Origin of the sequence: Klebsiella sp. R445 (assembly GCF_051131755.1) — a bacterium.
GTDB lineage: Bacteria > Pseudomonadota > Gammaproteobacteria > Enterobacterales > Enterobacteriaceae > Klebsiella > Klebsiella lignicola.
Genome location: NZ_CP180446.1, coordinates 949,241 through 965,321 on the forward strand (window position 1 = coordinate 949,241; position 16,081 = coordinate 965,321).

The 16,081-nt window shown below is 56.8% G+C and carries 13 protein-coding genes; 9 read left to right on the forward strand and 4 right to left on the reverse strand.

Annotated features, from left to right (window positions below; all coding sequences use genetic code 11):
• Window positions 1-14: 14 nt before the first annotated feature.
• From fecA to ACMYSN_RS04480, 7 genes are all read left to right on the forward strand, one after another.
• A complete protein-coding gene (gene fecA / locus ACMYSN_RS04450; RefSeq protein WP_462497153.1) occupies window positions 15-2,345 on the forward strand; it encodes a TonB-dependent Fe(3+) dicitrate receptor FecA in 2,331 nt (776 codons plus the stop codon).
• A gap of 91 nt (window positions 2,346-2,436) precedes the next feature.
• Window positions 2,437-3,339 carry a TroA family protein gene (locus ACMYSN_RS04455; protein WP_462497154.1) on the forward strand — a complete coding sequence of 301 codons (903 nt, stop codon included), beginning with the start codon at window positions 2,437-2,439 and terminating at the stop codon, window positions 3,337-3,339.
• Window positions 3,336-4,334: an iron-dicitrate ABC transporter permease FecC gene (gene fecC, locus ACMYSN_RS04460; RefSeq protein ID WP_462497155.1), complete on the forward strand. Its 999-nt coding sequence runs from the start codon at window positions 3,336-3,338 to the stop codon at window positions 4,332-4,334. Before ACMYSN_RS04455 ends, fecC begins: the two co-directional genes overlap by 4 nt.
• Window positions 4,331-5,284, forward strand: coding sequence for an ABC transporter permease (gene fecD, locus ACMYSN_RS04465; RefSeq protein ID WP_462497156.1), 954 nt, complete (start codon window positions 4,331-4,333; stop codon window positions 5,282-5,284). The genes fecC and fecD overlap by 4 nt, the downstream gene beginning before the upstream one ends.
• On the forward strand, window positions 5,285-6,052 hold the full coding sequence (fecE, locus tag ACMYSN_RS04470; protein WP_462497157.1) for a Fe(3+) dicitrate ABC transporter ATP-binding protein FecE: 768 nt from the start codon (window positions 5,285-5,287) through the stop codon (window positions 6,050-6,052).
• A gap of 394 nt (window positions 6,053-6,446) precedes the next feature.
• Entirely contained in the window at window positions 6,447-7,634 is a 1,188-nt protein-coding gene (locus ACMYSN_RS04475; RefSeq protein ID WP_462497158.1) for an HD domain-containing phosphohydrolase, read from the forward strand.
• 85 nt (window positions 7,635-7,719) lie between these two features.
• Window positions 7,720-9,504, forward strand: a complete 1,785-nt coding sequence (locus ACMYSN_RS04480; RefSeq protein ID WP_462497159.1) for a diguanylate cyclase — start codon at window positions 7,720-7,722, stop codon at window positions 9,502-9,504.
• Between the two features lie 22 nt (window positions 9,505-9,526).
• On the opposite strand, the gene ACMYSN_RS04485 is transcribed toward ACMYSN_RS04480, so the two are convergent.
• The 3 genes from ACMYSN_RS04485 to ACMYSN_RS04495 form a co-directional block, all read right to left on the reverse strand.
• Window positions 9,527-10,135, reverse strand: coding sequence for a histidine phosphatase family protein (locus ACMYSN_RS04485; RefSeq protein ID WP_462497160.1), 609 nt, complete (start codon window positions 10,133-10,135; stop codon window positions 9,527-9,529).
• A 28-nt stretch (window positions 10,136-10,163) separates the two neighbouring features.
• Window positions 10,164-10,409 carry a YmjA family protein gene (locus ACMYSN_RS04490; RefSeq protein WP_462497161.1) on the reverse strand — a complete coding sequence of 82 codons (246 nt, stop codon included), beginning with the start codon at window positions 10,407-10,409 and terminating at the stop codon, window positions 10,164-10,166.
• A gap of 120 nt (window positions 10,410-10,529) precedes the next feature.
• Complete coding sequence (locus tag ACMYSN_RS04495) at window positions 10,530-12,101, reverse strand: sensor domain-containing diguanylate cyclase (RefSeq protein ID WP_462497162.1); 1,572 nt, start codon at window positions 12,099-12,101, stop codon at window positions 10,530-10,532.
• 474 nt (window positions 12,102-12,575) lie between these two features.
• On the opposite strand from ACMYSN_RS04495, the gene ACMYSN_RS04500 reads away from it, so the two are divergent.
• Together ACMYSN_RS04500 and ACMYSN_RS04505 are read left to right on the forward strand one after the other, a co-directional pair.
• Entirely contained in the window at window positions 12,576-13,913 is a 1,338-nt protein-coding gene (locus ACMYSN_RS04500) for a short-chain fatty acid transporter (protein ID WP_462497163.1), read from the forward strand.
• A 186-nt stretch (window positions 13,914-14,099) separates the two neighbouring features.
• Window positions 14,100-15,143: a GIY-YIG nuclease family protein gene (locus tag ACMYSN_RS04505; RefSeq protein ID WP_462497164.1), complete on the forward strand. Its 1,044-nt coding sequence runs from the start codon at window positions 14,100-14,102 to the stop codon at window positions 15,141-15,143.
• Window positions 15,144-15,155: 12 nt separating this feature from the next.
• On the opposite strand, the gene ACMYSN_RS04510 is transcribed toward ACMYSN_RS04505, so the two are convergent.
• The gene (locus ACMYSN_RS04510; protein ID WP_462497165.1) at window positions 15,156-15,974 is read right to left on the reverse strand and encodes an arginase family protein; all 819 of its coding nucleotides are present in this window, start codon (window positions 15,972-15,974) and stop codon (window positions 15,156-15,158) included.
• Between the last annotated feature and the right edge of the window lie 107 nt (window positions 15,975-16,081).

Genomic DNA, 16,081 nt, shown 5'->3' on the forward strand with positions numbered 1-16,081 from the left:
ATCATGGAGAACACATGACGCCTTTCCGCGTTTTACGCAAACCGATGCCTCTGGTGATGGCCATCCGTTTAAGCCTGCTGCCGCTCGCGGCGCTGACCGTGACACCGGTATTTGCCGCTGCCCAGTTTGACATTGCTGCCGGGGATTTAGACAACGCACTGAACCAATACGCCGCGCGGAGTGGCATCGCCTTATCGGCGGATGCCAGCCTGACGCGAGGAAAACACAGCAACGGGCTGCACGGCAGCTATGACGTTGAAGAGGGTCTGCAAACCCTGCTCGACGGCAGCGGCCTGCAGCAGAAATCGTTGGGCAATAATGCCTGGACCCTCGAGTCCACGCCGCTCAGCACGGAATCGACGCTGACGGTGGTCGGAGACTGGCTGGGCGACGCCCGGGAAAACGATGTGTTTGAACACGCCGGCGCCCGCGATGTTATCCGTCGGGATGATTTCGCCAAAACCGGGGCCACCACCATGCGCGAGGTGCTGAACCGTATCCCAGGCGTTAACGCCCCGGAGAACAACGGGACCGGCAGCCACGATCTGGCGATGAACTTCGGTATTCGCGGCCTCAACCCGCGTCTTGCCAGCCGCTCCACGGTACTGATGGACGGCATTCCGGTGCCGTTCGCCCCTTACGGCCAGCCGCAGCTGTCGCTGGCCCCGGTGTCGCTCGGCAACATGGATGCTATCGATGTGGTACGCGGCGGCGGCGCGGTGCGCTATGGGCCGCAGAGCGTCGGCGGCGTGGTGAACTTCGTGACCCGCGCTATTCCGCAGGATTTTGGTATGGAGGCCGGTGTTGAAGGTCAGCTCAGCCCGACCTCTTCGCAAAACAATCCGAAAGAGACGCATAACCTGATGATCGGCGGCACCGCGGACAACGGTTTCGGCAGCGCCCTGCTTTATTCCGGTACCCGCGGCAGCGACTGGCGCAAACACAGCGCCACCCGTATCGATGACGTAATGCTGAAAAGCAAATATGCGCCAAACGAGGTACATACCTTTAACAGCCTGCTGCAATATTACGACGGTGAAGCGGACATGCCCGGCGGCCTCTCACGCGCCGACTATAACGCCGACCGCTGGCAGTCTGCCCGCCCTAACGACCGCTTCTGGGGACGCCGCCAGCTCGCCAGTCTCGGCTATCAGTATCAGCCGGATGCCCAGCATAAATTCAACATTCAGGGTTTCTACACTCACACCCTGCGCAGCGGCTATCTGGATCAAGGAAAACGTACCACCCTCTCCCCGCGCGAATACTGGGTACGCGGCATCGAACCGCGCTACAGCCAGAGCTTTATGATTGGCCCTTCCGCTCATGAAGTCGGCGTCGGTTACCGCTACGTGAATGAAGCCACTCACGAAATGCGCTACTACACCACCACCGCCAGCGGCGAGCTACCGACCACCGCCAGCCCGTACGATCGCGATACACGCTCTGGCACCGAAGCGCACGCCTGGTACATCGACGATCGTATTGATATTGGCGACTGGACCATCACCCCCGGAATGCGGTTTGAACACATCGAATCCTACCAGGACAATAACCTGAAAGGCACCCACGAGCAGGTCAGCTACAACGCACCGCTGCCGGCCTTGAACGTGCTGTATCACCTCAACGACAGCTGGAATCTTTATGCCAACACCGAAGGATCGTTCGGAACCGTACAGTACAGCCAAATTGGCAAGGCTGTGCAAAGCGGCAATGTGGAGCCGGAAAAAGCCCGAACCTGGGAGTTCGGTACCCGCTACGACAACGGCGCGTTAAGCGCCGAAATGGGGCTGTTCCTGATTAACTTTAATAATCAGTACGACTCCAACCAGACCAACGATACCGTGACCGCCCGCGGTAAAACCCGGCACAGCGGCCTGGAAACCCAGACGCGCTACGATCTTGGGGATCTCACCCCGCGCCTGGAAAACCTGTCGGTCTACGCCAGCTACGCCTACGTCAACGCTGTTATTCGGGAAAAAGGCGACACCTACGGCAACCAGGTACCGTTTTCACCGAAGCATAAAGGAACCCTTGGCGTGGACTACAAGCCAGGCCAGTGGACCTTTAACCTCAACAGTGATTTCCAGTCCAGCCAGTTTGCTGATAACGCCAATACCGTGGAAGAGAGCGCCGACGGCAGCACCGGGCGGATCCCCGGCTATATGCTGTGGGGCGCGCGCGTCGGCTACGATTTTGGCCCGCAGATGGCAAATCTCAACCTCGCGCTGGGGGTGAAGAATATCTTCGACCACGACTATTACACCCGCTCTTACGACGATAACAACAAAGGTCTTTATGCCGGTCAGCCGCGTACGGTGTATCTGCAAGGATCAATGAAGTTCTGATCCACCACCCGCAGCGCCGTAGTATCGCGGCGCTGCGGGGTGTTTTTGCTTGCCCGGCATCTGCCGGGCCTTGTCATTTACAGGAGCACGTATGCCGTCCGTTTTACGTCTTTTCATCACTATGCTGCTGGTGTTCAGCGGCCCGGTTTTCGCCGTCACGGTCCAGGATGAATACGGAACCGTAACCTTCGAGAACACTCCTCAGCGTATCGTAGTGCTGGAGCTGTCCTTCGCCGATGCGCTGGCGGCGGTAGACGTCTCGCCCGTTGGGATTGCCGACGATAACGACCCGTCGCGTATTTTGCCGGAAGTCCGCGCGCACCTGAAACCGTGGCAGTCGGTCGGCACCCGCGCGCAGCCCTCGCTGGAAGCCATCAGCGCCCTGCACCCGGACCTGATCATTGCCGACAGTAGCCGCCACCGCGGTATCTATGGCGCGCTGCGGCAGATTGCCCCGGTGCTGTTGCTGAAATCCCGCAACGAAACCTACCAGGAAAACCTGCATTCAGCGGCCATTATCGGCAAGGTGATTGGCCAGGAAACCGCCATGGCGCAGCGTCTGGCGCGGCATCATCAGCGGATGGCCGATTTTGCCCGTCAGCTCCCGGCGGGGGCAAACGTCCTGTTTGGCACCTCCCGCGAGCAGCAGTTTACGCTCCACTCCCGCGACACCTATACCGGCAGCGTGTTGGTTGCGCTGGGGCTAACGGTGCCGCAGGCCATCAACGGCGCGCCGATGGCGACTATCAACCTCGAGCAGCTGCTGGCGATGAACCCGCAGTGGCTGTTGGTGGCCCACTACCGGGCGGAAAGCATCGTGCGCAAATGGCAGCAGGACCCGCTATGGCAGATGCTGCAGGCGCAGCAACAGCATCAGGTCGTCGCCGTGGACAGCAACAGCTGGGCGCGGATGCGCGGTATTTTTGCCGCCGAACGCATTGCCAGCGACATGGTAAAAATGGTTCACCACCAGGCGGTTGACGTGCCGCAATGAAGCCTTCTCGTGGTGTCCTGTTGCGCTGGTTTGCGCCGCTATTGATGCTGGCCGGTCTGTTCTGGCTGAGCCTGTTTTGCTATTCCGCGATCCCGATTACGCCGCTGGATGCGCTGCGCGCGTTGCTCGCCCCCGACTCGCCGTCTCTGCCCCAGGCGCTGGTGCTGAATATTCGTCTGCCGCGCAGCCTGGTGGCGCTGCTGCTGGGCGCCAGCCTGGCGCTGTGCGGAACCTTGCTGCAAACGCTGACCCATAATCCACTGGCCTCGCCGTCGCTGCTCGGTATTAACAGCGGCGCGGCGCTGGCAATGTCCCTCACCAGCGCGTTCAGCCCGGCACCGTTGGCCGGCTATTCGTTGGCGTTTATCGCGGCCTGCGGCGGAGGTATCAGCTGGCTGCTGGTGATGACCGCCGGCGGCGGCTGGCGCCATGAGCTGGATCGCAACCGCCTGATTCTGGCCGGGATCGCGCTGTCGGCGCTGTGCATGGCGCTCACCCGCATTACCCTGCTGCTGACGGAAGATCACGCCTACGGCATTTTATACTGGCTGGCCGGGGGCGTATCACATGTGCGCTGGGCACAATTCTGGCAGCTGTTTCCCTTTACGCTGTTGATTATTCCGCTGGTCTGCCTCTTCGCCCATTCATTGAACTTGCTCAACGTCAGCGATACCGCCGCCCATTCGCTGGGCATAAACCTGCCGCGTCTGCGGCTGCTGATTCACGCAGCGGTGCTGCTGTTAACCGGCGCCTGCGTGAGCGTCGCCGGTCCAGTGGCATTTATCGGCCTGCTGATGCCGCACCTGGCCCGTCTGTGGGTCGGTCACGATCACCGGCTCCTGCTCCCGATGAGCGTGGTGCTCGGGGCGATGTTTATGCTGCTGGCCGATGTGATCGCTCGTGCCCTGGCCTGGCCCGGCGAACTGCCGACCGGGGTGGTGCTGGCGCTGGCTGGCGCCCCGTGCTTTGTCTGGCTGGTCAGGAGGCGGGGATGAAATGTCGGCTGTTCAGCCTGCTGCTGTTGCTGGTTATCTTATCCGTGTTGTCGCTGCGGATGGGGGTGATTACCCTGCCCTGGCATGCCCTGCTCGAGGGCTGGCGCAGCGGCAGCGAATATCATTATGTCCTCACGCAATATCGCCTGCCGCGCGTGGTGCTGGCGCTGATGATCGGCGCGGCGTTGGCCGTCTCCGGGGTGTTGATTCAGGGGATCGTCCGTAATCCGCTGGCCTCGCCGGATATTCTTGGCATCAATCACGCGGCCAGCCTGACCTCGGTTGCGACACTCGCTTTCCTGCCGTCGCTACCGCTGCTATGGCTGCCGGTGCTGGCCTTTATCGGCGGCATGGCGGCAATGCTGATGCTGATCGCCCTGTCAGGTTTCACTCGCCCGATGCGCCTGGCGCTAACCGGGGTTGCGCTCTCTGCGTGCTGGGCCAGCATCGCTGATTACCTGCTGCTGTCGCAGCCTCAGGATATCAACAACGCGCTGTTATGGCTGACGGGCAGCCTGTGGGCGCGTGACAGCGCCTTCGTCATGGTGGCCCTGCCGGTTCTGGCGCTGTTGCTGCCGCTGAGCCTGCTGTTCAGTCGTGACCTCGACCTGCTGGCGCTGGGCAACGAACGTGCCGGAACCCTGGGAGTTAATATCAGCAGGCTCAACGGCTACGGCCTGGCGCTGGCAGTGGCGCTGGCGTCGGTAAGCGTCGCGGTGTGTGGCCCGATAGCCTTTGTCAGCCTGGTGGTGCCGCATCTGGTCCGCCGCCTGACCGGGGGAAGCCATCGCTATGTGCTGCCCTTCTCTGCCCTGGTGGGTGGGCTGGTTCTGCTGCTGGCGGATCTGCTGGCACGGACGATCCATCCTCCAATGGAGCTGCCGGCCGGTGTGTTAACCGCCATTATCGGCGCCCCGTGGTTTATCTGGTTACTTGTGAGAATGCGCTAAATGGAACTAAGAACGGAAAATCTGTATGCCGGATATGGCGCCAAACAGATCCTGAGCGGGCTCAATCTGACGCTTCCTTCCGGGAAAATCACCGCCCTGCTGGGGCCGAACGGCTGCGGTAAATCGACGTTGCTGAAGTGTTTTTCGCGCTTACTGGCCCCTACGACAGGCGAGATCTGGCTGGGTGAACGGCCGCTGTCGGCCTTGAGCGCCCGGCAGCTGGCTCGCCATCTGGCGCTACTGCCCCAGCAGCATCTGACACCTGAGGGGATCACCGTCCGTGAGCTGGTCGGCTATGGCCGCAGCCCGTGGCTACCGCTGTGGGGACGGCTCCCGGAGAGCGATCGGCGACTTGTCAGCGACGCCCTTGAGCGAACCGGCATGGCGTCATTTGCAGAACAGCAGCTCAGCGCATTGTCAGGGGGCCAGCGACAGCGGGCGTTTCTGGCGCTGATCCTTGCCCAGGATACTCCACTGGTATTGCTGGATGAGCCAACCACCTGGCTGGACATCAACCATCAGGTGGAACTGATGAAGCTGATGCGCCAGTTGCAGCAGGCTGGCAAAACGGTCGTCACCGTGTTGCATGACCTGAACCAGGCCAGCCGTTACTGCGATCATCTGGTGGTACTGAACAGCGGCAAAGTGCAAGCCCAGGGTTCGCCCGAGAGTGTCCTGACGCCCGCTATGCTGCGCGACGTTTTCAGTCTGGATGCCGAAGTTCACCCCGACCCGATTTCTCAGCACCCGATGTGCGTGGTGAAATAACCAGCAGGTGTCGCCCGGTAACGTTAATTATCCGTGCGAAACACGAAGAATCTGAAATGGCTATTCTCTGTGCAGCGATCGCCAGTTCTGTTCTAAAATAACTAAGGGCTTATCGCGAAAATAGATATGTATCAAAGTGACGCTAAATTAATACCGTGGCCTTCCGCTGTTTATTTTCTTTTTATGGACAAAATGATTAACTAGCGGCCATTACAGATTTTTTCGCTATGACACGCGTTTTGGCACAATGCGTGTCGGTATTAGGCGTGGGTGAAAATGTACACACTCTGGTATTCACTCATCTGCCATTTTATCCTGCACGACAGCGACGTTATCAAGATACCGACAACCAGAATAAAGTTATTTCTCCGGGGCTCGCGAAGGGAGCAAAACGATGCGTCTCGCCTTAAAATCAGCGTTAATACTTACTACGCGCGTTATCCAGGTTATCAACCCGGTATTGCAACTGCATATGCAACGCACGGCCTTAATTGCCCTCGAACTGTCGCTGGCCTTAAAGCTGCCGCGTCCGCAGCAGCAGACGATCTTCTGTGCCGCATTGCTTCACGATATTGGTGTGCTCGGCGACAAGCGGGTCGTCACCACCCTCAATGATATTGATAATATTGAAGATCCCCACCAGCACCGGGGGGCGGAAATGCTTGAGGGGTTATCCTCCCTCGCGCCGCTGCTGCCGATCATTCGCCACCACCATTTTAGCCCTGACTATAAAGGGAGCCAGGAAGAGCACATCGTCTTTTTTGCCGATGCGTTTGAACGTCTGTTATCCACCAGCAATATCACCACCGAGCGGCAATCGGGGGCAATCGTCGAGGCGTTTCGCGCGCTGTATTATCAGATTGACCCCACGCTCTGTCAGACCCTGTGTCAACTCGCAGAGAAAGAGCATTTCTGGTTGCACCTTCATCCCGGACATATCCAGCGCATGCTGGAAATCATCGGTCCGATTAACGACCTGTACATCGATATTGATGGCCTGAAAGATTTTTGCTTATTAATTGCCAAAATTGTCGATACCTACAGCAGTTTCACCGCCAGCCACAGCATTATGGTTGGGGAAATATCCCGCCAGCTCGCCACCTGTATGCAGCTGCCGGAAATCGAGTGTAAAAAAATCGAAGTGGCGGGCTATCTGCACGATATCGGTAAAATTTATACCCCGCTGGCGATTCTGGAAAAACAGGGCGAGTTAACCCGCGATGAGCTCCTGCAAGTTCGCGAACATAGCTACATGACCGGGGCGATGCTCAGCGCTTTCAGCGAACTCGGCGAAATTATTAACTGGGCCTCAAACCATCATGAAAAACTGGATGGCAGTGGCTATCCCCTGCACCTGAATGAGGATTATCTGCATCTGCCTGACCGCATCATCGCCATTGCCGATATTTTCACTGCCCTGACGGAAGACCGTCCCTACCGCATCGCCATGAGCTACCAGGATGCATTACAGCTGATCGAAAATGATGTTATAAAGGGCACGCTGGATAAGGATGTCTACTGCACCTTACGCCAGCATGCAGCGGATCTGCATCGCGATATCATCAGGAAACAGCGCCGCTAATCCCCTGCCCGCGAGTTGACGGGTCGGGGGTCTATAATAAGCAATAACATCATTTTTTATTCATCTGCACGCAAGGAATATTCCGGTGAGAATCGCCACCATGACCAACTGGGCGTACGGGATCACCGTGTGTCTGACTATTACCTCCGGCATTGCCATGCTGATGGCTTCCAACGCAGAAAAAAGTGAACGCCAGGCCGTTCAACAGATGCAACAATTCGATCGCTTAACCGAAGCGGTGGAAACCGACACCTGGGCCCTCTCCGACCTCGCTCGCACGTTCGTTATCAACAAAGACCCGGAAGTGCTGCAGGAGTATCGCCAGAAAGCGCGGGAGCTTGCCCCCATCGAGCAGCGCCTGACGAAACTGAAAGATCAGGGCGCCACCGCCCAGGAGCTGGTGCTGTTGCGCGACGGGCTACAGATTGCCGATGAGCTTCGGGACGAGGAACAAAGCGCTCTCGCCAGCATCGACCGGGGTGCAGATAAAGAGGCCGTCAACCTGCTCTACGGCGACACCTTTGAACAGGAACTGGAGCGGGTTCAGACCCAGCTCGACCACTTTCGTTTGATGCTCGAAGGTCGGGCCAACAACGCTATCGCCGAAGCGACGGAAAAATCGCATACCTGGCGCACTCTATCAGAGGTGATGGTCGCCCTGACGGCATTGATGTTTCTGTTTGTGCTTGGGTTTATCCTGCAGCGGCGGGTGTTGTATCCGGTCGTTCGCTTAAGCGATGTGGTGCAGCGGCTTGCCTCGCAGGATTATGCCGTCGAAGCGCCCCAGTTTTCTCAGATCGATGAGATTGGCGATATGGCGCAGGCGATCCGCATCTTCCGTGAAAACGGTCTGGCGCGTCAGCGTCTGGAGCAAGAGCGCGATGCCGACTGGGCCATCAGGGAGCTGCTGGCGCGGATGACGCAACGTCTGCAGGGCTGCGAGTCCTTCGATGATGTGGTTAAGGTCGCGGAGCTGTTTGCCCCTAACGTGGCACCAGGCATTCCGGGACGACTGTATATCCTGGAGACCGATCCCTGGCAGCTGCGCTGTGCCGCGCAGTGGCTCTCTCCACCGGATGAACCCGAGGTATTTTATCCCGACAACTGCTGGGCGGTGCGGCGTGGACAGAGCCATCCGCCGGTGAACGGCGAGCCTGATGTCGCCTGCGACCACCTGCATGCGTCGTCTGTCGGCCAGTCGCTGTGCGTCCCGTTGATTGCCCAGGGGGAAGCCATCGGCCTGCTGACGTTTAGCAAAGTGACCGCTGAATCCGCCCCGTCTCGCGCCTATCTGGAACTGATGGCCGAAGCGCTGGGCCTGGCCCTGGCGAACCAGCGCTTGCGCAGCGCGCTGCTGGAAAAGGCGCTGTTCGACTCGCTCACCGGGCTGCGCAACCGCCACCATCTGGATGATGCCTTGCATACACAAATCAGCCTCGCGGTGAATAACCATACCCCATTGAGTTGCCTGATGATCGATATCGATCATTTCAAAGCGATCAACGATCAATACGGCCATGAAGCCGGCGATCTGGTGATCAAAAACGTGGCCGCGATTATTCAGCGCGAAGTCCGTGATATCGGTATGGCGTTCCGCTACGGCGGAGAAGAGTTTCTGGTGCTGCTGGGCGGCAGCAATGAAGAGTCAGCCCGGGCCTGCGCGCAGGAAATTTATAACCACGTGCACAACCTGACGTTGCGCTATGGTCCGACCGATCTTGGTCAGGTGGACGTCTCCATTGGCATTGCCAGCTTCCCCCAGCATGCCCAGAGCGATAGCCTGCTGCGGGCCGCCGATGCGGCGCTGTACCGGGCCAAAGAACAGGGCCGCTCCCGCATCGTCAGCTTCGGCATGTTGGAAGCGGGATAACGGCCAGACGGTGATAACCTGTTTATCGCTGTTTTAGCAGATGGGTGGCGATGCCCCATTTCACCAGTGAGAGCTTCCCTTCGGCATAGTCGAGGATCGAGTAGCTACCGTTGGGATGGGCATAGCGTTGAAAGCGTTCGGGGCCCGCGTGATTCAGGCACGAGATAACCGCCTGAATCACATGTCCGTGGGACACCACACAGACGCAGCGTTCGGCCGACGCGCCGATCGCCAGCAGCGCCGCCAGGGTTCTGCTGGCCGCTGCTGCGAGCGACTCGCCGTGCAGCGGCGTCACTTCAGGATCCGCGGAATAGATACGGTCAAACAGCCGTTGCTCGTCCGGGTTTAACTGGGAGTAAATCTTCCCCTCCAACACGCCAAATCCCCGTTCATTCAACCGGGCATCGAGGCGCGTCTGGCAGGAAAAGTGAGTAGCGAGCTGTCTGGCCGCCGCCACCGCACGGCCAGAGGGGGATGAGATAATACGCTCTATCTTTTCATCACCCAGTGCGCCGACCAGAGCCGCGATTTGAGCGCGCCCGCGCTCGGTTACCGGGCTATCAAGCTGGCCCTGGAGGCGATTGACGCGGTTCCATGCCGTTTCGCCATGTCTGACCAACAGGATTTTCATTGGCTACGCTGATGTGGCCCGTTAACGGCTACTCATTGCCCCACTGATTGAGGAAATTCGCGATATCATCGATACGCCCGGCGTCAACGGTCGCTTCAAGGGCCATTTCATGCTGCGCTGCCTCGTCGATCTCTTCGTTATTCGTCAGCCGGGTGATCAGCAACTGAAAATAACGCGCCAGGGAGTCACGTTCCGCCTCACTGACCGGGTTGGCGGTCTCCGTCGAATACTCGTCGACGATGTCATAATATTTGAGTGGTATTTCATTCTTCATAACTAACCCCTGGTTTAATGCCGGTGTGCATAACAGCCTCTATTATCAGCCGTCGATAATAGCATTCTTGTCTCTTTTTTTCTGTGCTCTCTGCAAGCCAGGCCTGCACACGCTGACGCTTCAGACGTCAAACAGCCTTTGAGCCTGGCTGACGACAACGGTATTTCGCCCCTTGCGCTTGGCTTCATACAGGGCGAGATCCGCTTTACGCAGGACAGCGTAAACGTCATTGCCGTTGTCATTGAATCCAGCGACGCCGAGCGAAATAGTGACCTTTTCGCCATGCGGGAAGTCGGCATTTTCGATGGCGGCGCGGATATGTTCGGCCACCACGGCCGCCTCGGCCACTGCGGTTTCCGGCAGTAACACGATAAACTCCTCGCCCCCAAAGCGGCTGATAATCTGACCGCGGGTAGAGAGCCGGCGTAAGGTCTCAGCGAATGTCACCAGTACCGCGTCGCCGCCATCGTGCCCATACCGGTCATTAATGGTTTTGAAATGGTCGATATCAATGGCGATGATGCACTGCTCCGTCGACGGGTCGTACTGTTTAATCAGCGCGTTAAAACCCCGGCGGTTATACAACCCGGTCAGCGGGTCAGTCATGGTTTCATCGCTGAGGGCATTGACCCTGCGGGTCATGGTCTGCAAATGCAGGCTAAGGGCCTCTTTAAGACGTTCCGCCTCTTTGTACCACACGCTGATGTGCGCCAGTTTTTTCAGAGTAGCTTCACTGTCGTTGGTTTGGGTAAACTCTGCCAGTTTTTCAAGTGGGGAGGAGATGCGGGCAGCAAACAGCGTCACCACCGTGATCGTTAGCAGGACGATAGCCAGGGTAAACCAGAAGGCATTGACCACCGTCTGCATCAGGATACGCGACACGCTTTCCGAGGCGCCCGAAATGACGACCTTCCAGTCGGCCTGCTTCAGGCTGGCATAGCCCACCAAGCTGCCGCCGCGTTTATCATCGCCAAAAAAGTGTCCGCTCTGTTCCCTGACCACCTGTTCCTGCAGTCCGGAGACCGACTGATAGCCACCCCCGACTAATTTCGGGTCACGATTGAAGATGATCTTACCGTCATTATTAATCACGCTGACATCGGTGGATTTGTCATAAAAATGCATGCTGAGGATATCGCTGAGCATGCTTTCTTTTTGCAGATAGATACTGCCGCCAATAAATCCGAGGTACTCGCCGGCCTGATTAAATAAGGGCTGAGAAACAAACACCACATAGTTGCCGGCAGCCGAGATGAACGGCTCAGAGATAAAGAGTTTCTTTTCCGCAATGGCTTTCAGGCTGGCATTCGAATGGAGTTTCACCCCTATCAGACCGAGGCTTTCAGGGGATGCGGCGGCGATCACCGCGTGGGCGTTCACAATCACCACCGAGTTGAAAAAACCGGACTGCAAGCGCAGTCGGTCGACTTCGTCTCTCAGGTATTGCGTATCGGTGAGGCCTTTTATCTGACTCGCGCTGTAGCCCAGTTCGCGTTGCGCGGTCACCAGGTAGCGGTCCGTGGTGTCGGCCAACTTGCGGGCGTATGCTAGGTTATTCTCGAGCAACCGGTCTTCGATGTTACCTTTCTGGAAAAGCGTCAAGGCACTGAGCAGCAGCAGAGAAGTAAGCAGGATCCCTCCGACTGACAATATCAACATCAGAGTGCGCAGACGCAATTTTTTCCTGAGCATAAGCCTTCACAGTCGTAGAAGTTTTCCTTATTTTATCAGCTTTTGCGCCGGGAAGATAAACCGATCTTATCTGCCCTCAGCGGCGAATAGCACGAACCGGTCATCGCGTTCACATTGTCCCTGTCGGATCACAGATTTCAGCGAAACCGCCGAGAACGGGCGATAATCGCACATATTTTCGATTATCGCCATTGACCACCGCTCTCCCGCCCTCCTATTGTCAGAAGCGGTTGTGAGCCCATTACCCTACAGGTTAACGCCGGGCTCTGCGCTCAGGCGCCAGTCCGCGTCAGTCACCCTCTCTCTGAAAATGCATGACTGACGTCATCGCACGTGGACTCATCGCGACCGCAACTCGAAACACAACAAGAAATGCCATGCGCACTGCCAGCCAGGCTGCTATCCGACAGACCTGCCTGGCAGATAAAAACATCTGACATTGCAAGGAGCCTCCGGGTAATCCGGTAAATACACATGAGTAAAATCACCCACTTTTTCACAGAACTGATGCGCCGCTATCTGCCCGATCCTTTTGTCTTTGCCATTCTGTTAACCCTGCTGACCATGGCGCTGGCTTTTGTGATCGAGGGCCGTTCGCCCTTGCAGACCACCATGGACTGGGGCAACGGTTTCTGGCAGTTATTAAGTTTCACCACGCAAATGGCGGTGATTCTGGCGATGGGTTATGTTTTAGCCGCCGCCCCGCTGGTGGACCGTTTTCTTAACCGGATCGTCAGCCATGTTCATACTCCGCGTACGGCGATTATTGTTGCTACCCTGGTTGGCTCCATCGGTAGCTATCTGAACTGGGGATTCGGGCTGGTGATTGGCAGCATTATTGCCAAAAAGCTGGCCCGCAGTATTCCGGGCGTCCATTACCCATTGATTATTGCGGCGGCATACAGTGGATTCACTTTTTATGGCCTGGGATTTTCCGCCACTATCCCGCTGCTGATATCGACGCAGAATCACGCCCTGGAAGCGCAAATGGGCATCATTTCATTGAGTGAAACGATATTTTCACTGCCGATGCTGCTGACCACCACCGTGCTGCTCGTGACCCTACCCCTGCTCAATGCGTCACTCCATCCGCGCAAAGGGGAAAAGACCGCCGAATACCATGAGCCAGAAGCACCAGTCGCCCCCACAAGCAGTGGGCATGACGATCTGGCGGGTCACGCCACTTTCGCGGCGAAACTGAACCACAGCAAGCTCACCAGCTATACCATCGGCACGGTAGGGATGGTGTATGTGGTCGGGCATTTTGTCAGCGGCGGCGTGCTGGACCTGAACATTATCAATTACTTTATTCTTTTCCTCGGCGTGATCTTGCTGGGGACACCACTCAATTATGTCGAGAAGCTCAACGAAGGTATCCGCACGATTGGCGGCATTATTCTGCAGTTCCCGTTTTATGCCGGGATCATGGCGATTATGGCGGCCTCAGGGCTGGTAAAAACCATTGCGGAACTGTTTGTCCAGATTTCAACACCGGAGACATTGCCGTTCTGGGGACTGATCAGCTCCTTCTTTATTAATTTCTTTGCCCCTTCCGGCGGCGGCCACTGGGTGGTGCAAGGGCCCTTTATGATCGACGCGGCGCAATCGATGCAGGCATCTCTGGCCCAGACATCGATGTCCGTGATGTTGGGTAATGCCTGGAATGATCTGGTTCAACCGTTCTGGCTCCTGCCAGCCCTGGCCATTTCCAGACTGAAATTACAGAGCATTATGGGCTACACCGTGGTCATGATGATGTGGGTGGGCGTCGTTTATATGGCGGCCATATTGCTCTGGCCCCATCTGGGCTAACAACGGCGAAACCGGTAGTCATCCGGTAGTCATAATGAGCAGCAAACACGAGCGTCGCACCGCGCGTTGGTGTTTGTTGTTTGCGGCTAACTACTCATGAAGGCTTTTTACTTCCCAAAAATACGCTGTATTATATTGCGCAATAAAAACACAGGCGAATATAACGCGCTATTCACACGGAATGACATGACGAATACACTCAGTGGCTACGTCTATATCCTCGAAGTTGCGGATATTGACTTACCGGTCTGCAAAATTGGCATGACCACCCGAGATCCCGTTGCCCGCTGCCAGGAAATAAATAAAAGCTCCACCGGCGATTTTATTTGGTCGGTGGCCTATTCGTTCGCGGTTAATGATTGCCAGAAATTTGAGAGCCTGATTCATCACAAGCTCACGCCATTACGCCAGAAGAGAAGAGAGTTTTTTAATCTCGGTGCTGACGATGCTTGTAAAGCCATCGTGTCAATCCTTGAGTCGCAGCAAGACATAAAAACCATCACTCCCGCCGACGTAGCTCCCTCTGCAATGCAGAGTCCTGAGCTGAAAACCAAAAAGACAAAAAGGCCACAACACACTTTCACCACCCGGCATGATGCCGCCGAATACAGCGCTTTGCTGCAGTCTTTTTGCACTATCCTGGGAATAAAAGGCCGGCCTTTTGGTCAACTGAATAAGCCGTTTTTTGGCATGAGCGATGGCCATGAAGGCGTCCAGTGGAATATATCATTGCGGCCTCAGGAAAACGTTGCCCGGGTCGGCGTGAATCTTGAAGGGCTAATGTACAAGAGCTGGCCAATCTCGCGGCTTATCCAGTCAGAATTATCAACGCCCAGGTTGTTAAACGTTATCCAGGAACTGGACCCGGCAAACGAAGTGTCGTTGACATTTGCCCGGGATGCCTGGCAGGTTGCATCGAGACCTGACATCAAAGAGAAGTATATCGGCGGCAAATCCTTTACGTTGAGTGAATTAACCGCCGGGCAATGGCAACACATATTAAAAGAAGCGCTGGAGTGCCTGGATAAAACTCATCATTATCAAAAGCGCAACCAGCAAGAGGTCACCGTTATCAAAAAAGATGGTGACCACCAGCTGCGGACCATGCAAGTGTCGCCTCATTTAACCATCTGGTCATCATTTGCCTTAAATAACGCTGATGAACAGACGCTCCGCGCCAGGATTAATCAACTGGATGCGATTTATCGCTGGATGAACCAGGTAAGCTAACGCCTCCCCACGTTACCCCAGCAGCTTGTCGATGGCTGGCCGAAGCGCGCGGATTAGCTCAGCAGGCGAAACCGGTTCTGACTGCCGATCCCAGGCATTCTGAAACTCGGCAATTTCCACGCCGACCACCTCGGACTCTGCCAGCACCGCGCAGGCCTGTTGCAGATCGCTAAGCCCCATGCCGCCCGGATGGTTATAGTCGGTCGGCACAATACCCGGCTCGAGAACGTCGCAATCGAGATGCATATAAACCGGACGCTGGTTAATGGCCGCGCGCAATCGCTCGAGGTAACCGTCGGCGAAGGGAATACAGGTGATAGCCTGCTCAGCGATCAGTTGTTTTTCAAAGGGATCAAGATCGCGCTGCCCGACCAAAATAATCGACCCCAGCGCCAGACCAGCACCGAGCCCGGACTGCCACAGGCCAGCCGGGCCTGATAACGCTAATCCCCCCAGATATCCCGACGCGCTGGACGCCGGCGTGTTGAGGTCGGCATGAGCATCAAACCATACCACGCAGGCCTCGGGATGATGCTGTGCCACCACCGGCAAAGTCGCCAGCGAAACCGCACAGCGACTGGTCGCGGCGAGCGAACGCCCACCAGCGGCGTAGATGTCCGCCATATGGTTTTGCATCTCTTTTAATGCCGGTAAAGCCGCCTGGAGTTCAGTTGACCAGTCGCGGTTCAGCGCCGGCTCCGGTTCAGCAATCCTGACCGGCGGTAAATACGTGATGCGGGAAAGATAATCTGCCAGCGAACGGGCGCCCGGCATCGCCAGATCGTTATGGTCGCCCGCCCGTCCCTGAAAACAAGTAAGTGTTGTCGTCATTATGCCGTCCTGTATTGTCAGATATTCACCGCAGACAGGTTGATGAATATTTAAAAGTAAGGCAAATTAATTAAAATCACGATACGTAAGTTTTACTTAATATGAAA